Source organism: Marseilla massiliensis, assembly GCF_016899955.1.
Classification (GTDB): domain Bacteria; phylum Bacteroidota; class Bacteroidia; order Bacteroidales; family Bacteroidaceae; genus Prevotella; species Prevotella intestinigallinarum.
Genome location: NZ_JACJJL010000007.1, coordinates 145617 through 166167, shown reverse-complemented (window position 1 = coordinate 166167; position 20551 = coordinate 145617). Strand labels below are relative to the sequence as shown.

15 protein-coding genes are annotated in these 20551 nt (G+C 57.6%); 6 read left to right on the top strand and 9 right to left on the bottom strand.

The features are described 5' to 3' along the window. Nucleotides 1-327: 327 nt before the first annotated feature. The 4 genes from H6B30_RS05945 to H6B30_RS05930 form a co-directional block, all read right to left on the bottom strand. Nucleotides 328-1044 carry a DUF169 domain-containing protein gene (locus H6B30_RS05945; protein ID WP_205108871.1) on the bottom strand — a complete coding sequence of 239 codons (717 nt, stop codon included), beginning with the start codon at nt 1042-1044 and terminating at the stop codon, nt 328-330. 243 nt (nt 1045-1287) lie between these two features. Beyond that, entirely contained in the window at nt 1288-3699 is a 2412-nt protein-coding gene (locus H6B30_RS05940; protein ID WP_205108869.1) for a GumC family protein, read from the bottom strand. A 34-nt stretch (nt 3700-3733) separates the two neighbouring features. Further along, nucleotides 3734-4438: a polysaccharide biosynthesis/export family protein gene (locus tag H6B30_RS05935; RefSeq protein WP_205108867.1), complete on the bottom strand. Its 705-nt coding sequence runs from the start codon at nt 4436-4438 to the stop codon at nt 3734-3736. A 183-nt stretch (nt 4439-4621) separates the two neighbouring features. Continuing rightward, nucleotides 4622-6043, bottom strand: coding sequence for an undecaprenyl-phosphate glucose phosphotransferase (locus H6B30_RS05930; protein ID WP_205108865.1), 1422 nt, complete (start codon nt 6041-6043; stop codon nt 4622-4624). A gap of 438 nt (nt 6044-6481) precedes the next feature. On the opposite strand from H6B30_RS05930, the gene H6B30_RS05925 reads away from it, so the two are divergent. The 6 genes from H6B30_RS05925 (at nt 6482) to H6B30_RS05900 (ending at nt 14053) form a co-directional block, all read left to right on the top strand. Beyond that, entirely contained in the window at nt 6482-8197 is a 1716-nt protein-coding gene (locus H6B30_RS05925) for a glutamine--tRNA ligase/YqeY domain fusion protein (RefSeq protein WP_205108863.1), read from the top strand. Then, nucleotides 8197-9624 (top strand): tetratricopeptide repeat protein, encoded by a 1428-nt coding sequence (locus H6B30_RS05920; protein ID WP_205108861.1) that lies wholly within the window; start codon nt 8197-8199, stop codon nt 9622-9624. Before H6B30_RS05925 ends, H6B30_RS05920 begins: the two co-directional genes overlap by 1 nt. A 4-nt stretch (nt 9625-9628) precedes the next feature. Next, the gene (locus H6B30_RS05915) at nt 9629-10270 is read left to right on the top strand and encodes a DedA family protein (RefSeq protein WP_205108859.1); all 642 of its coding nucleotides are present in this window, start codon (nt 9629-9631) and stop codon (nt 10268-10270) included. Nucleotides 10271-10333: 63 nt separating this feature from the next. Beyond that, entirely contained in the window at nt 10334-11407 is a 1074-nt protein-coding gene (locus tag H6B30_RS05910) for a mannose-1-phosphate guanylyltransferase (RefSeq protein ID WP_205108857.1), read from the top strand. A gap of 26 nt (nt 11408-11433) precedes the next feature. Beyond that, nucleotides 11434-12519 (top strand): GDP-mannose 4,6-dehydratase, encoded by a 1086-nt coding sequence (gmd, locus tag H6B30_RS05905; RefSeq protein WP_205108855.1) that lies wholly within the window; start codon nt 11434-11436, stop codon nt 12517-12519. 361 nt (nt 12520-12880) lie between these two features. After that, on the top strand, nt 12881-14053 hold the full coding sequence (locus H6B30_RS05900) for a GDP-L-fucose synthase family protein (protein ID WP_205108853.1): 1173 nt from the start codon (nt 12881-12883) through the stop codon (nt 14051-14053). Between the two features lie 183 nt (nt 14054-14236). Here the strand turns inward: H6B30_RS05900 and xylA are convergent, their stop codons facing one another. The 5 genes from xylA to aspS form a co-directional block, all read right to left on the bottom strand. After that, nucleotides 14237-15556, bottom strand: a complete 1320-nt coding sequence (gene xylA / locus H6B30_RS05895; RefSeq protein WP_205108880.1) for a xylose isomerase — start codon at nt 15554-15556, stop codon at nt 14237-14239. A 50-nt stretch (nt 15557-15606) separates the two neighbouring features. Next, on the bottom strand, nt 15607-17106 hold the full coding sequence (locus H6B30_RS05890; protein ID WP_205108851.1) for a xylulokinase: 1500 nt from the start codon (nt 17104-17106) through the stop codon (nt 15607-15609). A gap of 560 nt (nt 17107-17666) precedes the next feature. Beyond that, entirely contained in the window at nt 17667-18029 is a 363-nt protein-coding gene (locus H6B30_RS05885; RefSeq protein WP_205108849.1) for a hypothetical protein, read from the bottom strand. A 126-nt stretch (nt 18030-18155) separates the two neighbouring features. Continuing rightward, on the bottom strand, nt 18156-18440 hold the full coding sequence (locus H6B30_RS05880; RefSeq protein ID WP_205108847.1) for a winged helix-turn-helix domain-containing protein: 285 nt from the start codon (nt 18438-18440) through the stop codon (nt 18156-18158). Nucleotides 18441-18582: 142 nt separating this feature from the next. Next, nucleotides 18583-20340: an aspartate--tRNA ligase gene (gene aspS, locus H6B30_RS05875; protein ID WP_205108845.1), complete on the bottom strand. Its 1758-nt coding sequence runs from the start codon at nt 20338-20340 to the stop codon at nt 18583-18585. Nucleotides 20341-20551 lie beyond the last annotated feature (211 nt).

The window sequence follows — 20551 nt, the reverse complement described above, 5'->3', positions numbered from 1 at the left end:
CCAAAACTATTGTCTTAACTCCTTAACTCCTAAAACATAACTCCCAAGAATATGCAAAGCTATTGTCTGTACTCCTGTACTCCTGTACTCCTGAATTCCTAAAAAGCCCTCTATGTTTATCTGTGGCCCAAACAAGCCAGCCAAGACAAACATCAAAACGGCCCTTTTCACACTGCCGCCGGGGCCGTTTCAAGTGCCAAAACGGGTGGCACGGCAATGCGCAACAGCCAGGTTGCCAACATGTTGACCAACAAGGCAACAGCAGGATTGGCCAAGCTCCGACCGAGGCAGACCCACGCCGGCGGAGCCTGCAGGTGGAGCCGGTCGCTACGGTCGCAACGACCGCTCACGCAGGCGCGACCATGCGGGCGCATCCCACAGGCAGCACTCGCGCAGCGTGGCGGCCATCTCGGCGAGGCGGTGCATGGGTATGGCAAAGCCGAGTTCGCCGGGGGCCACGTATGGGCGGGCCGAAATGTCGACCATGCCTATGAACGTACGGCGCCCGCGGCGTTCGTTCTCGCCCACAATGTTGGTTATCAGCGAACTGCATCCGGAGCCAAACAGGCAGGACACGGCGTCGGGCGAGTTGTTGTCGAAAAAGGCCCATGCGCACAATCCCGACAGCGCATCGGGCTCGGCCAGGAAAAACACGCCGTCGATGCCGTCGAAAGAGCCGATGCGGTCGATGCGCGCCATGTTGAGGCATGGCTGCTCCGCCGGCCTGATGCCGAGCGAATCGATATACTCGTCGACCATGGCCGGTGTCTGCTTGTAGCGTTCGCGCTCCGACACAAAGCGTGCCACGCCCGGGTTGCGCGGCGCAAAGCCGCAATACAGCCGCCCGCCGCCGCAATGAAGGTTTGACAGCGTGAACGACACGGTGCCGCCCGCCTCAATCTCGGGCAGCGCCGCAAAAAGGCAGTGAGGCACGGCAGCCATGCTGCCCGCGGCCTCGGCCGACCGCCACACGGCCACCGGCGGCTTCAGGCTGCTGCCGAAGGCATGGCGCAAGTCGGCCATAAACTCAGTAGGGTTTGTCATATCAAAACGATGTAATCACAGCTCAACGCCGGCGACGCTGTCCGCACGGCCGGGGTGAAGAGGGCATGTCGCGCATGCACCACAGGGGTGATGCAATGCAGCCTGCAGCGACCCAACCGCCCGGCGGCCCCGCGCCCCAGGCCAGCCACGCCGCACAAGCAGCGCCACCCCAACCGGCAAAGAATAAGGCCACGCCCGGCAACCCGGCGGCAACCGGCGGCGGCAAGGCCCGCAGACCCAAAATCACAAATGCCGCCCGGCATAGACATAGCCCGTGTCGGTGCCGAAGGCCTCTTCGGTGCATGCCACGTCGTTGATGACGAGCGTCATGTTGCGCAGGCGGGCCGAGAGATACAGTTTCTCGACATCGGGCAACACAGAGCGGTCGGTCATGCCGGCGCGCAGCACGAAGACGGTGTTGTCGACATTGCGGGCAATGATGGCCGTGTCGGCAACGACGTTGACGGGCGGGCAGTCGATGAGCACGTAGTCGTAACGCCGCCGCATTTCATCGACAAACGGCTCCAGGCGGCCCGACGACAGCAGTTCGGTGGGGTTGTCGGGCAGGGTGCCCACGGGCATGATGTCGAGCCCGGGGCACTTGGCATAGGGGCAAACCAGCTCGGCGGCATCGGCATACGTTCCGGCCAGGTAGCCGGCCAGGCCCTTGTTGGGGTTGCCTACGAAGCCCGACAGCGACCCCTTGCGCATGTCGCCGTCGATGGCCAGCACACGCTTTCCGCCCAATACCAGCACAGCGGCAAGGTTGGCCGTGGCAAAGGTCTTGCCCGTGCCGGAGGCAGCCGACGTAAACATGGTCACGCTGCCCGCAGTCTCCGACGCCGCCATAAACTCAAAGTTGGTGCGCATTATGCGGAATGCCTCGTTGGCAGAGTTGCGGCTTCCGGCCTCGACCACTATGCGGCACTCGCCTCCCACGGCCTGCCTGATGCCGAACGACGCCTTGAGCTGCGAAACGTTGCGGCTGCCTCCGCCAATGCGCGGCAGTTCGCCCAGCATGGGCGCCGTCACGCTGCCCTCAACGTCGCGGCGGCCCCTTATGGTGGTGTTGCTCACCTCGAGCAAGTATATCACGGCCGTGGGCAGTGCAAGCCCGGCCACGAGGCCTATGAGCATGATGACAGAGCCCTTGGGGCTGATGGGGGCGTTGCTGCCCGTGGGCGACTTTATCACCTGGGTGTTGTCGGCGTTGAAGGCCCTCGCCAGCTCGTTCTCCTCACGCTTCTGCAGCAGGAAGAGGTAGAGAGCCTCTTTCACCTTCTGCTGGCGCTCGACGGAGAGCAGGAACTTGGCCTGCGTCGGGTTGGCCGAGATGTTGGTATTGGTCTTCTGCTCGTCGTTTTGCAGGTGGCTAATCCTTGTCGACAGCGACATCATCATGTTGTCCATCGAATAGATGATGGCCCGGCGTATCTGCGCGAGCTGCTTGTCCATGTCGTGCACGAGCGGGTTTTGCCTGCCGCTGTTGGCAATCATCTGGTTGCGCTCGAGCTGTATGGCGTTGTAGTTCTTTATCTGCTCGTCTATCTTGTCGTTCTCGAGGCCGAGGTCAACGGGTATGAGCTGGTTGGTGTTGGCCTTGTCGGCAATGTAGTCGCGTATGTACCTTGCCACCGACAGCCTCGTGTTGAGGTCGAGCAGCGTGGCCGAGTTCTTGTCGGCCCGCTCCATCGACAGCGTGTAAGCCATCTCAACGTCGGGCACAAGGTTCTTGCTCTTGTAGTTGGCAATGTCGGTGTCCACGTTGCCGAGCTCGCGCTCGATGATTGCCAGTCGCTCGTCGATGAAGCGCGACGTGCTGTTCGACACCCGGCTGCGGTTCTTCACCCACACCTCGTTGTATGTGTCGACGACGGCGCTCAGTATGTCTTCGGCGCGCTTGGTCGACAGGTCGGTGTACGACAGGTTGAGTATGGTCGACTTCTTGTCGCCTATGGCCACCGAGAGGCCGCCCAGGAAACGCCCCGTGGCCGAGTTTAGGTCGCTCTTGCGCACGTCGATGCGCTTGCCCTTGCCACCGGCCTTAGCGTAGTAATCGGTGGGCGCTATTGTGAGTATGCCCAGCGGCGTGTGCACAGTCTGGCCCACGCGGCACTGCAGCGGCTCCGAGTCGACCGCCTTGCCGTTTTTGGCGAAGCCGGCCATCTCTACGTTTCCGTCGCCCAGCAGCTTGAGCGTCATCGACGCAGTCTCGTCTTCGTCGATGTCGCGGAACTTCACCGTCACCGGCAGCGTCTTGCCGTAAAGCGTTGCGTCGTAGAACGTCCCGGGCGACGTGTACGACACGTCGATGCCGAGAGTGGCCACCACCTCGCGCATCACGTCGGGCGACTGGATGGCCGCAATCACGTTGTTTACGTTGGCTTTGTCGGAAAAGGAGAATCCCATGTCGGTGAAGTCGGCCAGCATCTTGCCCAGTGCCGACGACTCCTGGCGGCCGTCGAGCACCATTATCGACGCATCGCGCTTATACATTGGCGGCGTGGTCTTGACATAGAACGCAGCTATTGCCAATGCCACGACCACCGTGACCACGTACCACCGCCACCGGCGGAGGCACAATATGAGCAGGTTGCGCATGCCAAACTGCGCCCCGCCATCTTCCATCTGATTGTTTCTTGATAGTTCGTCCATTATTCGTAGATTGTTTAAAACGACGGGCGCCGGCCTACTTGCCGCGGCGCGCACGCAGCGGCTCGATGTATACTATGTCGGTCTGGAGCAGGTAGTATGCCGGCGACGAATAGACACTGGCCCCCGAGCGCAGGTCGATGCGGTAGGCCCGGCGCACGTTGCCCTCGCGGCGCATCACGAGCACGTTGCTTCGGTCGCCGTTGGTGGTGAGGTCGCCGGCCATGCTTATGGCGTCGATGACGGTAAACCAATCGCGCTCTATGGGATACCGGCCGGGGTTGCGCACCTCGCCGAGCACGGCCACGAACAGGTTGCTGAACTCAACGTTGACCACGGCGTCGGTGAGCAACTGCCGGCTGACGAGCTGCGCCTTGATGTACTTGGCCACAGAGTCGCGCGAGAGGCCGCCCACGTGCAGCAGCCCCATCACCGGGAAGTCGATGTTGCCATCGCTGTCGACGGTGTACATCAGGGCGTTGCGGCGCTCGGCGCGCTCTCCGCCGCCCGAGTCGGGGGCGGCGGCCACGTCGGTAAGGTTGAAAAGGTCGGCCAGTTTCTGGTCCTTGCTGCTCACCACAACGGTTATCTTGTCGCCCGGGCGCAGGCAAATCTCTTGCTGCCCGCCGACAGCCACGACGCTCTCGGGCTGCATGTCGCGGAAGTAAGTCAGCCTGCCGGTAGTGGCGCAGGAAGCCATAAGCAGGGGTATGGCAATAGAGAATACACTTAGCTTCATCATGTAACAATCAAAGTTAAAGTATAAGATGCAAGTGCCCGTCACACCCAATAAGTGCGGGCACGCCTGATTTTCGCCTGCAAAAGTAATAAATTCCGCATATATGGCCAAAGGCGTTCACTCTTTTTAACCACCATGCAGAAAGGCGCGCCGCCACGGCCGATGGCCCGTGGCGGACGGCGGATGTCAGTATGCGTTCTTGTCGTGTACGAACACCTGGATGGCCGTGCGCAGTATGATGCGTATGTCGAGCCAAACGCTCCAGTTCTCGATATACCAGATGTCGCGCTTCACGCGCCCTTCCATCTGCCACAGCTCACGCGTCTCGCCCCTGAATCCCGTCACCTGGGCCCACCCGGTGATGCCCGGCTTCACAAAGTGGCGCACCATGTACTTGTCGATGAGCGGGCGGTATACCTCGGTATGGTAGAGCATGTGAGGGCGCGGGCCCACAATGCTCATGTCGCCGCGCAGCACGTTGAAGAACTGCGGCAGCTCGTCGATGTTGGCCTTGCGCATGAAGTTGCCAAAGGCAAACTTGCGCGGGTCGTGCTCGGTGCACTGAATGCGGTCGGCGTCTTTGTTGACGTGCATCGAGCGGAACTTGTAGCAATAGAACTGCTTGCCGTTCATGCCCGTGCGGGCCTGCCTGAAGAACACCGGGCCGGGACTCTGCAGCTTTATGCACAAGGCTATGAACGGCATGAACGGAGCCAGGCACAGCAGCACGGCCAGCGACACTGCAATGTCGAACGAACGCTTTATGAACCTGTTGGCTGGCAACATGAGCGGGTCGTCGCAGTTGGTGAACACCGTCATCCCGCCCACGTTCTCGGGCTTGAGCATGTGGCCGAAGTTGCGCGAGATGGCTGGTATGTAGTAGAAATGCACCACGTTGTTGTCGCAATAGCGCATGATGCGGCGTATGCGGTCGGTGTCGGTCACGGGCAGGCAGCAATACAGCTCGTCGGCGGCGTGCTCGCCGTCGCGCAACTCGAGCTTGACGTCGAGGTCGGCCAGCGTGCCGCGGTGGCGCAAGCCCTGCGGGCAGTCCTGCATGGGGGCATCGGCGTAGTAGCCCGACACGCGGTAGCCCGTCGACGGGTCGCCCACAAGAAACTCGTAGATGGGCAGAATCGACAAGTCGGCACCCACGAACACCACACGCCGGATGTTGCCGCCCGTGCGGCGGTAGCGCTTTACAAACCAGCGCTCGGCATAGCGGGTGACCAGTATGCCGGCGTAAAGCATGAGCGTGAAATATGCCGTGAACGAGAAGGCTGGCGAGGCCATGCCGGTGAGATAAGCCACCACCTCCGACGCCACAAGGGTGGTGGCGCCCTGCAGCAGCACGAGATAGGTTATCTGCCTGAGCACCTGGTCGGCCGTGGAGCGGTGCTCATGGATCACGGTGGAATAGAAATACTGGGACACAACCATGCCGATGTTGGCAACAAAGAGCGGCCTGAACACGCTCACGCTATGCGACAGCTGAGCGCCCTGCCGGTCGTATTGAAACCAAAGGCAAAACAATATGTTGAGCACAATGAAGTCTGTCAGTATGACTATGTCGCGTATAATATTGTTGGCCTTAGAATCTTGCCGCATGATTTACCTCCAAATTTAATGTACGTATAAACATCACTTGATACAAATGAGAATCGATAGCGGCTGCAAATATATTAAGAAATCGTGACAATAAAGCAACTAATACGAAAAATCAACCGTAAAACGCATACATTTAGGCCAGAATGGACGGCAAGAGGGCACGTTCCGGGAGCCCAAACGGCACATATCGCATTGCAATCCGGCCCGTATCGCAACACACTGTGAACCAAGGTGATACACGCGCGACAACAACGGCGGCGCGGAAAGCCGCCTTGGGGCCACCGGCAGAGCCCGCACGGGGCCCGAAACCGTGGATTATCAATTAATTGGACTGTGCCGGCAAAAAAAAGCACAAGCCCGTGCGGAATATGAATTTATTTAGTATCTTTGCATTCACATTCAGAATTTAGGACAACAAAAGATTACTTTACAAGCAATATGGCAGACAAGAGCGTTACAGACAACGGAGAAAAGAAAAGTTTGAGTTTCGTTGAACAGATGGTCGAAGCAGACCTGGCCGAAGGCAAAAACGGAGGCCGCATACAGACACGCTTCCCGCCCGAGCCCAACGGATACCTGCACATAGGCCACGCCAAGGCCATCTGCATGGACTTCGGGGTGGCCGCAAGGCACGGAGGGGTGTGCAACCTGCGTTTCGACGACACCAACCCGTCGAAAGAAGACACCGAGTATGTCGACTCGATTCTCAACGACATCAAGTGGCTCGGCTTCCAGTGGGGCAACGTCTACTATGCGTCAGACTACTTCCAGCAGCTGTGGGACTTTGCCGTATGGCTGATAAAGAAAGGCTTGGCTTACATCGACGAGCAGACTTCAGAGCAAATAGCGGCACAGAAGGGCACGCCCACCACACCGGGCACGCCAAGCCCGTACAGGGACAGGCCCGTTGAGGAAAACCTCGAGCTGTTCAACAAGATGAACACGGCCGAGGCCGTGGAAGGCTCGATGGTGCTCAGGGCAAAGCTCGACATGGCAAACCCCAACATGCACTTCCGCGACCCGGTGATATACCGCATCATACAGACACCCCACCACCGCACCGGCACCAAGTGGCACGCATACCCCATGTATGACTTCGCCCACGGCCAGAGCGACTACTTCGAAGGTGTCACCCACTCCATCTGCACGCTTGAGTTCGTGCCCCACCGCCCGCTGTACGACAAGTTTGTCGACCTGCTGAAGGAATACGAGCGAGAGCAGGGCCGCGACACCGACTACAGGCCGAGGCAGATCGAGTTCAACAGGCTCAACCTGACATACACCGTGATGAGCAAGCGCAAGCTGCACACGCTGGTCGACGAGCACCTGGTCAGCGGATGGGACGACCCCCGCATGCCCACGGTGTGCGCAATGAGGCGCCGCGGATACTCGGCCCAGAGCATACGCGACTTCATCGACTCCATTGGCTACACCAAGTTTGACGCGCTCAACGACTACGCCTTGCTCGAGGCAGCCGTGCGCAACGACCTCAACAAACGGGCCTGCCGCGTGTCGGCTGTGCTCAACCCCGTGAAGCTAGTCATCACCAACTATCCCGAAGACCGCACCGAGGAGCTCGAGGCTGTGAACAACCCTGAGAACGAGGCCGACGGAACGCACAACATCACCTTCAGCCGCGAACTGTGGATAGAGCGCGACGACTTCATGGAAGACGCCCCGAAGAAGTTCTTCCGCATGACGCCGGGCAAAGAGGTGAGGCTTAAAAACGCATACATTATAAAATGTACCGGCTGCAAGAAAGACAACGAAGGCAACGTGGTCGAGATTTACGCCGAGTACGACCCCGACAGCAAGACGGGCATGGAAGGGGCCAACCGCAAGGTGAAGGGCACGCTGCACTGGCTGAGCACCAAGCACTGCCGCCCCGCAGAGGTAAGGCTCTACGAAAGGCTCTTCAGCGTGGAGAACACATCGGCCGACGAGCGCGACTTCCACGAGCTGCTCAACCCCGACTCGCTCAAGGTGCTCACGCAATGCTACGTCGAGGAATACGCAGCAACAAAGCAACCGGGCGACTTCCTGCAGTTCCAGAGAATAGGCTACTTCACGCCCGACCTGGACAGCACGCCCGACAAGCTGGTGTTCAACCGCACCGTCGGGCTCAAAGACACATGGGCTAAGATAAACAAATAATGCAGACAGACAACGAGTATTTCGACAGCGATGAATTCAAAGACCTTCTGGCGGCATACGAAGATTCGGTAAGCTCGGGGGCACCGGTGTTCCTTGACACCGACGACCTTGTTGACATAGCCGACTACTACACATTGACCGGACAGAAGAATAAAGCCGACCAAGCAGTGGAAACGGCCCTGGAGCTCGACCCCGGGGCCACACTTCCACTTGTGTACAAGGCCAGGGAGGCGCTGGCCCACGAAGACGTGGAGGCCGCCAGGCAACTTGCAGATGCCATTGTCGACAAGGACGACACCGAATACAAGTACCTGCTGGCCGAAATAATGATTGTGAAAGACGACATCGACGAGGCCGACGACTACCTGAAAGAGCAGGAGCCGGCCCATACCGGCGATGAACACGAAGACTATATCTACGACATCGCCAACATGTACATAGAATACGGGGTGTACGACAAGGCGAACCAATGGTTGGGCAAGACCACCGAGCCCGACAGCCCCGACATGCTCGAGCTCAAGGGAAAAGCGCTCATGGGCATGGGAAGCTTCGAAGAATGCATCAAGGTCTACGACAAGCTGATAGACTACGACCCGAGGTCGGACAGATACTGGCTCGAGATGGCCAAGGCGCAGTATATGATCCAGGAATACAATGACGCCATTACCAGCTGCGAATACGCCCTGGCGCTGAAGCCAAAGAGCCTCGCCGGGCTGCAGGTCAAGGCCAACAGCCTGTTCCAGCTGGGCAACAACGAAGCCGCGCTCGAGTTCTACACCCGCTACACGCAGATGGCTCCGAAAGACGGCACAGGCGAGCTGCAGATAGGCACCACCCTGCTGCACATGGCAAGATACGCCGAAGCGCTCGAACACCTGAACAAGGCCGCCAGCCAAAGCATCGACATGTGCAGCGGAATAGGGTCGCAGGTATACGAGACCATGGCCCTGGCTTACAGCTACATGGGCAAGACGGAACAGGCGCTTGAGTGTGTGGCCAAGATAAGCGTTGACGAAGGCAACAGCAAGGAGAGCGCCGAGAGGCTCGTCATCCACGGCCACGTGCTGCTCGAGGGCGGTCACAACGAGGAAGCCGAGGCCATGTTCCGCAACGCCATCATAAAGTCGAAGAACTCGCCCGACATCATATTGCGCGTCATAGTGTCGCTGCTCGACAACAAGAACACCGAGATGGCCTACAACTTGTTCAAGGTCTACTTCGCGTCACTGGAAGACCGGACCGAAGGCTACCCCTACATGGCGCTGTGCTGCTGGCGGCTCAACAAGAGCGAAGAGTTCATCTACTACCTCAGGCAGTCGATAAAGTACACGCCGAAGGAAGCGTCGGCGGTGATGTCGACGATAATACCAAAGGGATTAAGCATCACGGAATTCTACAACGACATAAACAAATTCTTAAAGAAATAAAGCTGTGAACCTACTGTCTTCCCTGCTGGACAACCTCAACTACGGCACCATATTCATCCTTATGATGCTCGAGAGCACCGTGATACCGGTGCCATCAGAGTTTGTTGTCACCCCTGCCGCCTATTACTCTGCAGCCGGGAACATGGACGTGTTGCTCGTCGTGGCATTCGCAACGCTTGGCGCCGACGTCGGGGCCACAATCAATTACACAGCAGCCTACTACCTCGGACGGCCGCTCGTCTACCGCTTCGCCAACAGCCGCATAGGAAGGCTGTGCCTGCTCAACCAGAAAAAGGTGGAGAAAAGCGAGCAGTTCTTCTACAACCACGGCGTGGTGGCCACACTGACAGGACGCCTGCTGCCGGGCATACGCCACCTGATATCAATACCTGCGGGCCTGGCAAAAATGCCATACTGGAAATTCCTGCTCTACACCACCATCGGGGCAGGATGCTGGCACGGCATACTGGCGACGCTGGGATGGTATCTGCACGCAGTGGTGCCGGCCGACCAGCTGAACATGAAGATTGAGGAATACGCCTACGACATAAAGATTGCGCTCATAGGAGCGGCGGCGCTGGCAGCTGTCTACATTGCGGCCAGGGCCATGAGACGCAGGCACCAACGGCTGCATGGCACGAAATGAGCAACAGGCAGAGCCGCCAGGCACGGCCCCACAACATACAACAACCAACAAACGTTATGACCTATGGCTGAAAGAAACAACCACTTAGTAATCATGGCCGGCGGAGTAGGAAGCCGCTTCTGGCCGATGAGCACCGCTGAATACCCCAAGCAGTTTATCGACGTGCTCGGAGTAGGAAAGTCATTGCTGCAGCTTACGATGGAAAGGTTTGCACCTGTATGCCGCCCGGAAAACGTATGGGTGGTGACAAACAAGAAGTATGCGTCCATCGTCAGGGAGCAACTGCCCGACCTGCCTGCCGGCAACGTGTTGTGCGAGCCTTGCCGCCGCAACACGGCACCGTGCATAGCCTACGTCAGCTGGAAGATTAAGGCAAGAGACCCGAAGGCAAACATCGTAGTGTCGCCCAGCGACCACATCGTGACCAACACCGCCGAGTTCACCCGGGTGATAAGGAAATGCCTGGAGTTTACGGCCGAGACCGACTCGATAGTGACGCTTGGAATAAAGCCCACGCGCCCCGAGACGGGCTATGGCTACATACAGGCCGACCTGACATCGAGCTCGCTGAGAAACAAGGAGATATTCCGCGTCGACTCGTTCCGCGAAAAACCCGACCTCGAAAAGGCACAACAATACATCCAAAAGAAGAATTACTTCTGGAATGCCGGCATATTCCTCTGGAACATCAGCACCATAACAAACGCCTTCCGAATCTACCAGCCATCGATGGCAAAGACGTTTGAGTCGCTCATGAGCGTCTACGGGACGCCTGCCGAGCAAGAAGCCATAGACCGGTGCTTCCCGGAATGCGACAACATATCGGTCGACTACGCCATCATGGAGAAGGCCGAAGAGATATTCGTTTGCCCCGCCGACTTCGGTTGGAGCGACCTCGGGACATGGGGCTCGCTGCTGGAGCACACCAAGAAAGACCTGTACGGCAACAGCTGCATAGGCAACGACATCAACCTGTTTGAGACTCACAACTGCATGATACACACCACACAAGAGCGCAAGGTTGTAGTGCAGGGGCTCGACGGCTACATCATTGCCGAGAAAGACGGCACGCTGCTGATTTGCAAACTGTCGGAAGAGCAGCGCATCAAGCAATTCTCCGGCAGCGACAAACAGTAAACACTCTCCCAAAACATGAGTTGACAATGGAAAAGAAAATAGCTCTCATAACCGGAATAACCGGGCAAGACGGGTCGTACCTGGCTGAACTGCTGATTGAAAAAGGATACGAGGTGCACGGACTGCTGCGCCGCTCGTCGTCGTTCAACACCGGACGCATAGAACACCTCTACCTCGACGAGTGGGTGCGCGACATGAAGAAGTCGAGGCTCATCAACCTGCACTGGGCCGACATGACCGACTCGTCGTCGCTGATAAGAATCATCGCCGAGACCAAACCTACGGAAATATACAACCTCGCGGCACAAAGCCACGTGAAAGTATCGTTCGACGTGCCTGAATACACGGCCGAGGTAGATGCCGTGGGCACGCTACGGCTGCTCGAAGCCGTGCGCATATGCGGGCTGGAGAAGTCGTGCCGCATCTACCAGGCATCGACATCAGAGCTCTTCGGCATGGTGCAAGAGGTGCCGCAGAGCGAAACCACGCCGTTCTATCCACGCTCGCCATACTCGGTGGCCAAGCTCTACGGATACTGGATAATGAAAAACTACCGTGAGTCGTACGGCATGTACTGCTGCAACGGCATCCTGTTCAACCACGAAAGCGAGCGGCGCGGCGAAAACTTCGTCACCCGCAAGATAACGCTCGCGGCAGCACGCATAGCACAGGGGTACCAAGACAAGCTGTACCTGGGCAACCTCAACGCGCTACGCGACTGGGGGTATGCCAAGGATTACGTTGAATGCATGTGGCTGATACTGCAGCAACCCACACCCGACGACTTCGTCATAGCCACGGGCGAATACCACACCGTGCGTGAGTTTGCCACTCTCGCATTCAGGGAAGTGGGCATCGAACTGGAATGGAGCGGCGAGGGCGTCGACGAAAAAGGCACCGACAAGGCCACTGGCAGGGTGCTCGTGGAAGTCGACCCGAAATACTTCAGGCCGGCAGAGGTGGAACAACTGCTCGGCAACCCGGCCAAAGCCAAGGAAAAACTGGGCTGGAACCCACGCAAGACCAGTTTCGAAGAATTGGTAAGGATAATGGTTAAGCATGACATGACATTCGTCAAGAAGCTGTTCCTGAAAGCCCAAGTGGCCGAATGAACCATCAAGCCGCAGGCCGCAGCAAACGGTCTGCGGCTTTGTTTAGCACAAGCCGCCCCCACCCGACCTGACTCACAACGGCGGCACGGATACAGCCGGGAAAACCACAACGGCCACACGGCCTGCACCACAGCCTTGGGGCAAAAATGCAAGGCATACCGTAGTGCATGGCGGAACGGGGCATTTCAGACTGCAAAACGGGCCATGGCAAGCCGCAAAACGGCACCCACGGCAAAGCGTTGGCCCCCAGGCGGTTGGGGAACAGCCACCCGGAAGCACGACGGCAACGACAGAACAAAAAAATTATATGCGGGAAAAGGCATAAGAAAACAAAACACAATACAGATTAACCAAACATACAATGACACTGAGCAAAGAATCAAAGATATACGTGGCAGGCCACCACGGACTCGTGGGGTCGGCCATATGGAACAACCTCGAGCAGCGCGGCTACCGCAACCTGGTGGGCCGCTCACACAAGGAACTCGACCTTACGGACCAAGTTGCCGTAAAGAAATTCTTCGACGACGAGCGTCCCGACGCCGTGGTGCTGGCCGCGGCGTTCGTTGGGGGCATCATGGCCAACTCGCTGTACAGGGCCGACTTCATCATGCAGAACATGAAAATACAGTGCAACGTGATAAGCGAGGCTTATGCACACGGGGTGAAGAAACTGCTATTCCTCGGCTCTACGTGCATCTATCCCAAGGATGCGCCACAGCCGATGCGCGAAGACGCCCTGCTTACATCGCCCCTTGAATACACCAACGAGGAATATGCCATAGCAAAGATTGCCGGGCTGAAGATGTGCGAAAGCTACAACCTGCAATACGGAACCAACTACATTGCCGTGATGCCGACCAACCTCTACGGCCCGAACGACAATTTCCACCTTGAAAACAGCCACGTGATGCCGGCTATGATGCGCAAGATATACCTTGCGAAACTAATCCACGACGGCGACTGGCAGAGCATAAGGCGCGACATGGACGCACGACCCGTAGAGGGCGTTGGCGGAGGCAACACCGAAAACGAGATTCGCGCAACACTCGCAAAATACGGGATAGAAGACAATAAGGTGACGCTGTGGGGCACGGGAAAGCCGCTGCGCGAGTTCCTGTGGAGCGAAGACATGGCCGACGCGAGCGTACACGTGCTGCTCAACGTCGACTTCAAGGACATCATAGGCATCGAAAGATACTCGTCGGTGTTCTATGGCGCATCGACCGACGGGGCCGTCGACCGCAACAGCAGCACCGGGAGGGGCGGAGCCATTCCCTCGCTGGGCGAGATACGCAACTGCCACATCAACGTGGGAACGGGCAAAGAACTGACCATCAGGGAGCTTTCCAACCTCGTGGCCGGGGCTGTTGGGTTTGAGGGCACGATAGTGTTTGACGCCTCGAAGCCCGACGGCACACCACGGAAGCTCATCGACGTTGAAAAGCTGCACTCGCTCGGGTGGACCCACAAGGTTGAGATTGACGAGGGAGTGAGGCTGCTCTTCGAGTGGTACAAGGCGAGCCTGGCTTGACAACCGACGCAACAGTGGCAGTAGAGCCATAAGCATGGCTGGGCCTCACCTGTCATTATGTCGCGACATAAGCACGCCACCGGCCACAAGCACAGCCGCCACAATTACAAAAGGCAGGCACCCCACCGCCATTACGCGGCCTGGGCGCCTGCCTTTATCGTTGGCTTCGATGCCTGTCAGCATTTACTTTGCATATAGGGCAACTATAGTCTCATACTTCTCCTGCTTGCCGCTGGTCTGCTTGGGCTCACCAACCTTCTTGCCATACTCGTAAACCTGCTCCAGCGTGAGCTTCCCTTCTTCGAAGTCTTTGCCCATGCCGCTGTCGAAACTTGCATAGCGCTCCTTGAGCATGGCCGGCAGTTCGCTCTGCTCCAATATGGCTGCAGCGTTCTCGAGAGCGCGAGCCATGGCATCCATGCCGCTGATGTGGGCAATGAAGATGTCCTCGGGGTCAGTAGAGTTGCGGCGCAGCTTGGCGTCGAAGTTAGAGCCACCGTTGCCAAGTCCACCGTTGCGTATAATCTGCATCATGGCCTGCGTGAGGTCAAAGTTGTCAATCGGGAACTGGTCGGTGTCCCATCCGTTCTGGTAGTCACCCCTGTTGGCGTCTATCGACCCCAGCATGCCGTTGTCTACAGCCACAGCCAGTTCGTGCTCAAAGGTGTGGCCAGCCAGCGTAGCGTGGTTAACCTCGATGTTCACCTTGAAGTCCTTGTCAAGCCCGTGGGCGCGCAAGAACCCGATAACCGTCTCGGTGTCAACATCATACTGATGCTTTGTGGGCTCCATGGGCTTCGGCTCGATGAGGAAAGTGCCGGTGAATCCCTTGCTGCGGGCATAGTCGCGTGCGGCTGTCAGCATGGTTGCCAAGTGGTTTTTCTCGCGCTGCATCTCGGTGTTGAGCAGGCTCATGTAGCCCTCGCGGCCTCCCCAGAACACATAGTTGGTGCCGCCCAGCTTTATCGTTGCGTCGATGGCGTTCTTTATCTGCACTGCTGCACGGGCCACAACGTCAAAGTCGGGGTTTGTGGCAGCACCGTTCATATAGCGCTTGTGGCCAAACACATTGGCCGTTCCCCAGAGTAGCTTGATTCCGGTGGCCTTCATCTTCTCGAGGGCATAGTCGGTGATGGCGTTCATCCGGGCCTCATACTCCTCGACAGTGGCTCCCTCGTCAACGAGGTCTACGTCGTGGAAGCAGAAGTATTCGATGCCCAGCTTTTGCATTATCTCAAATCCGGCGTCCATCTTATCCTTGGCACGCTGCACGGCATCGTCGGCCTTGTCCCACTCATACGAGCGGGTCTGTCCGCCAAACTGGTCGGCTGATGCGCCGCCGAGGGTATGCCACCATGCCATGGCAAACTTCAGCCAGTCTTTCATCTTCTTTCCCATGACCACCTTTTCGGGGTCATAGTAGTGGAAAGCCATCACGTTTTTGCTCTCAGGTCCTTCGAAAGGAATCTTTCCTATCTGCGGAAAATACTCTTTTGCCATAATATTTTCAGTTTAAAACAGTTTTTATATCAATTAAAAAAACATTCTCTAAATCACATCAGCCTGCCCAAGGCCTCTTTCCATCGCCCATAAGCCTGCATGTACTCGTCGCGCCGGGCACTGTCGGGCTCAACCACCTGCAGCTTGGCCAGCGTGGCAAAGGCCTCGTCGTGGTCTTTGTAGATGCCTGCCCCGATGCCTGCCCCACGGGCAGCTCCCACACTTCCGTCGGTATCGTAGAGCTCTATGACAGCCCCGCTCACCCCTGCGAGGGTCTCTCGGAACAGCGGGCTTAGGAACATGTTGGCCTGGCCGGCATGTATCTTGCGTATGTCCATGCCCATGGAGCGCATCACCTCCATGCCATAGCAGAAGCTGAACACGATGCCCTCCTGGGCGGCGCGCACCAGGTGGGCCCTGTTGTGCTTGTTGAAATTAATGCCGCTGACGGTGCAACCCACCTCGCGGTTCTCGAGCACGCGCTCGGCACCGTTGCCGAAGGGAATGATGCACACACCGTCGCTGCCTATGGGGGCAGTGGCTGCCAGGTCGTTCATCTCGGCATACCCCATGCCTTCGGGCGCCACGTTGCGCCTCACCCACGCATTGAGTATGCCCGTGCCGTTGATGCACAGCAACACTCCGAGCCTGGTCTGCCCGTTTTCGCCATGGTTTACGTGGGCAAAGGTGTTCACGCGGCTCTTCTTGTCGTAATTGACCTCGCCGAGCACCCCGTAGACCACGCCCGACGTGCCTGCCGTCGAGGCTATCTCGCCGGGATTGAACACATTGAGGCTCAGCGCGTTGTTGGGCTGGTCGCCGGCGCGGTAGGTTATGGGCGTACCCTCCTTCAGGCCAGTCTCGGCGGCTGCCTCGGCCGAAACGCGGCTCTGTATGCTGAATGTGGGCACCACATCGGCCAGCAGCGAGGGGTCGAAGCCGTAGTAGTCCATGAGGAACGTTGCCACTCCGTTCTCCTTGAAATCCCAAAACATGCCCTCGCTCAGTCCGCTCATGGTGGTATTAACTTCGCCGCTGAGCTTCATGGCTATATAGTCGCCAGGCAGCATCACCTTATATATATGATTGTAGACGGTGTCGGCTTCGTTGTCCTTGACCCACGCCAGCTTGGCAGCCGTGAAGTTGCCAGGAGAGTTGAGCAGGTGGGACAGGCATTTCTCCTGCCCTATCTCGGCAAATGCGCGCTCGCCATAGGGCACGGCACGCGAATCGCACCATATTATGGAGGGGCGCAGGGGCTGCAGGTCTTTGTCAACGCATACGAGACCATGCATCTGGTAAGAGATGCCAATGGCCTTTATGTCGCCGGCTGCGGCGCCAGACTCTGCCATCACCTTTGCCAAGCTGAGCTTGGCGTATTCCCACCACGACTGTGGCTCTTGCTCTGCCCAACCCGACTTAACCGCCAGGATGGGTGCCTCATGACCGGGATAGAATGCCGACGCAACGCATTTCCCGCTGTCGGCGTCTACGAGTGACGCCTTGACAGAACTGCTGCCGACATCAAACCCCAATAAATATCTGTTTGCCATATTAGTCATTTAAATTTTATCCATTCATATAATAATACGTTCATTCGGACAAAATCCCCCGGATTTTTAATAAAAACAATGCCGGACAAAACCTTCAGCCGCAGCGCGTGACGCATAAGCCTGCTTATTGCCATGATTGGCCCATGCCCCAATCTGCCCGCAGGCACATCGCCTGCCGCTCCATTCCGCCGACGCCCCAAGCAAGTCGGCAATAGGCGCAGACAGTGAGGCATGGCCGAACAAACGCATGGCTTGGGAGCTTTACGGCCGGACAGCTACGGTGAATCGACAGGGCCTGACAGCCTGATGCGGCGCCGTGCCCCGCTGCCTTTGGTGGCCCGCTCTGCAATCCGGGCCGTATGGCAATGCCGAACGGCCTGTTCGGAACTGCAAAACAGCCCGTATGGCAAGGCAATACGGCACATGCCGCATTGCGCTGAACAACAGTGGGTTATGCCGCACAGCCTTGTCGAAGCCCCTGCCGACCGGTTGTTGACTGCACGGCCGCTCTGCCACGTCATGCCTAAGGCACCGGCGGCATCAGAAGAGGCTGCTGTCCGTCAGGAGAAAAGGTCGGGAAGGCGCAAGGCCTGCTGCTGCCCCACGTCTTCTTCGACGGGCTCTTCGTCAGCAGCCTGCCCGCCGTTGAACTCGAAGACCAACTGGCGGGGCACAAAGGCGCGGCGTGGATTGAGGCGGTAGAAGCCACGGCGCTCCATGCGCTCAAGCAAAGACAAAGGCGACCTCGAGTTGCGCAGCACGAACTGCTGCACGTAGCGGCGCATGGCGTCGATGTCGCGATCTTCAAAAAGACTGCAATTCATGTTGTACAAATGCTTTGCAAGCATCTGCACACTCATGCCCTTGTCGCCCATCTTCGCCAGAATGCCTACAATCTGGCTGTCGTAAACCGTTTCACCCATTATGCTGTCGCTGCCTTGCCGGCCTTGTTCCGCATGCGGCCGGCCGCTGTTGTCTGATACAAGAAAGGGCCGGTAAGCTCAAGCCATACCGACCCTTTCCCTATGATTAATGACGTATTACAATAATTAAGCCAATGCAACCTTGTCTTCAACGGAAACAATCTTGCCTTCCTTGAAGAGCCAGCCTATGCCCAAAAGGGTTTCCTCAACAGTAATTTTAGCAGCCTGGGCAATCTCCTCTACTGAAAGAGCGACCCCAGCCTCATTGAGAGCGTTGTAAACGTCGCCTGCCTTGAAACCTACATTCTCAGCCGTCAGGGCTACTGCAACCTTCTTGGCAGCAGTCTTCTTAGCTGTCGTCTTCTTTGGCTCTGCGGCCGTCTTCTTTGTTGTTGTTTTCTTTTCTGCCATAGTTCTCTTTGAATTAATGCAATTATATAGAATTAATTAATAATCCCTTACTGTGATTGCAAAAGTAATTTTTTTTTCGTTCATGGCAAAATTTTACCTACTCCAATCTGCTATAAAACTGCCCAGTTTCACCACGCCGGCATTATTCTTGACCTAAATCAACCTTTAAGTGCAATTCTTCAAGCTGCTTTACATCAAGAACGCCGGGTGCATCGAGCATTACGTCGCGCCCGCTGTTGTTCTTCGGGAATGCTATGCAGTCGCGTATGGAGTCGAGCCCGGCCATGATGCTCACAAACCTGTCGAGCCCGAAAGCCAGTCCTGCGTGAGGCGGTGCGCCATACTTGAACGCGTTGATGAGGAAACCAAACTGCGCCATGGCCTTCTCGGGAGTGAAGCCGAGTATGCCGAACATCTTCTCCTGCAGCTTGCCGTCGTGTATACGCAGGCTTCCGCCTCCCACCTCGATGCCGTTGCACACGAAATCGTAGGCCTTGGCACGCACCCGCTCAGGATGCTCATCGAGCAAAGGTATGTCGTCGGGGTTGGGCATGGTGAACGGATGGTGGGTAGACATGAGCCGCTGCTCCTCGTCGCTCCACTCGAACAGCGGGAAATCCACTATCCAGAGGCACTCGAAACGGTCTTTGTCGCGCAGGCCGAGGCGGTCGCCCATCTCCAGGCGCAGGGCGCAAAGCTGCATGCGGGCCTTGTTTGGCTTGTCGCCACTGAGTATCAGCACGAGGTCGCCGTCGCTTGCCCCCATCTTCTCCTTGAGCTTTTGGAACACCTCCGGGCCGTAGAACTTGTCGATGCTCGACTTCACCGAGCCGTCGGCATTGTACTTGACGTAGACAAGGCCCTTTGCACCTATCTGCGGACGCTTGACGAAGTCGGTGAGCTGGTCGAGCTGCTTGCGCGTGTACGAGGCGCATCCGGGCACGCAAATTCCACCGATGTACTCGGCAGAGTCGAACACCGGGAACGCCCCAGTCTTCAAAACGTCCATCAGTTCGACAAACTCCATGCCGAAACGCAGGTCGGGCTTGTCGCTGCCGAAGCGGCGCATGGCCTCGTGCCACGTCATCTGCTGCAGCTTCGGCAGCTCAACGCCGCGTATCTCACGGAACAGATGGCGAGCCATTTCCTCAAACAAGTCTATCACATCGTCCTGGTCGACAAAGCTCATCTCGCAGTCTATCTGGGTGAACTCGGGCTGGCGGTCGGCCCGCAAGTCCTCGTCGCGGAAGCACTTGGCTATCTGGAAGTAACGGTCGAAGCCGCTCACCATGAGCAACTGCTTAAGCGTCTGCGGGCTCTGCGGCAGGGCGTAGAACTGCCCGGGGTTCATGCGTGAGGGCACTACGAAATCGCGCGCGCCCTCGGGGGTAGAGCCTATGAGTATCGGAGTCTCCACCTCGATGAATTGCTTTGAGTCGAGGAAGTTGCGAATGAGTATCGTCATCCTGTGGCGGAGCTCGAGGTTGCGTCGCACGGCAGCCCTGCGCAGGTCGAGATAACGGTATTTCATGCGAATGTCGTCGCCTCCGTCAGTGTTGTCTTCGATGGTGAACGGCGGCGTGAGGCTCTCGCTGAGCACGTTCAACTCTGATGCAATGACCTCAATGTCGCCCGTGGGCATATTGGCGTTTTTGCTCTCACGCTCGCACACCTTGCCCGTGACCTGCACGCAATACTCACGCCCGAGCTTGTTGGCACGCTCGCAAAGCTCCTTGTCGACGGCCTCGTTGAACACGAGCTGGGTGATGCCATAGCGGTCACGAAGGTCTACAAACGTCATGCCGCCCATCTTTCTGCTGCGCTGAACCCATCCGGCAAGCGTTACGACACTGCCGTTGTCAGACGCGCGAAGTTCTCCACATGTCTTAGTTCTATACATATTATTTATGGTGATATGTTCTTACTGGAATGCAAAAGTAGGCAAAAATCAGTGAACGAGCAAACTTTTCATGTAAAAACCGACGATAAATGATGACTTGCCAAGGGCGCACGCACACCGCCCCGCATGCGGCCACGCCACGCCGCAAGCCAAGCCCGGCCGGGCGGTGGGGCACGGGCGGATGGCGGCATTTGTGGCTGCCTGTAGGCCA

Bases quoted from the DNA above. Each gene is read 5' to 3' on its own strand.
- H6B30_RS05935 (WP_205108867.1), bottom strand. From the start codon at position 4,438: ATGATGAAGCTAAGTGTATTCTCTATTGCCATACCCCTGCTTATGGCT.
- aspS (WP_205108845.1), bottom strand. From the start codon at position 20,340: ATGTATAGAACTAAGACATGTGGAGAACTTCGCGCGTCTGACAACGGC.
- gmd (WP_205108855.1), top strand. From the start codon at position 11,434: ATGGAAAAGAAAATAGCTCTCATAACCGGAATAACCGGGCAAGACGGG.
- H6B30_RS05925 (WP_205108863.1), top strand. From the start codon at position 6,482: ATGGCAGACAAGAGCGTTACAGACAACGGAGAAAAGAAAAGTTTGAGT.
- H6B30_RS05930 (WP_205108865.1), bottom strand. From the start codon at position 6,043: ATGCGGCAAGATTCTAAGGCCAACAATATTATACGCGACATAGTCATA.
- H6B30_RS05940 (WP_205108869.1), bottom strand. From the start codon at position 3,699: ATGGACGAACTATCAAGAAACAATCAGATGGAAGATGGCGGGGCGCAG.
- H6B30_RS05880 (WP_205108847.1), bottom strand. From the start codon at position 18,440: ATGGCAGAAAAGAAAACAACAACAAAGAAGACGGCCGCAGAGCCAAAG.
- H6B30_RS05900 (WP_205108853.1), top strand. From the start codon at position 12,881: ATGACACTGAGCAAAGAATCAAAGATATACGTGGCAGGCCACCACGGA.
- H6B30_RS05920 (WP_205108861.1), top strand. From the start codon at position 8,197: ATGCAGACAGACAACGAGTATTTCGACAGCGATGAATTCAAAGACCTT.
- H6B30_RS05945 (WP_205108871.1), bottom strand. From the start codon at position 1,044: ATGACAAACCCTACTGAGTTTATGGCCGACTTGCGCCATGCCTTCGGC.
- H6B30_RS05910 (WP_205108857.1), top strand. From the start codon at position 10,334: ATGGCTGAAAGAAACAACCACTTAGTAATCATGGCCGGCGGAGTAGGA.
- H6B30_RS05885 (WP_205108849.1), bottom strand. From the start codon at position 18,029: ATGGGTGAAACGGTTTACGACAGCCAGATTGTAGGCATTCTGGCGAAG.
- H6B30_RS05890 (WP_205108851.1), bottom strand. From the start codon at position 17,106: ATGGCAAACAGATATTTATTGGGGTTTGATGTCGGCAGCAGTTCTGTC.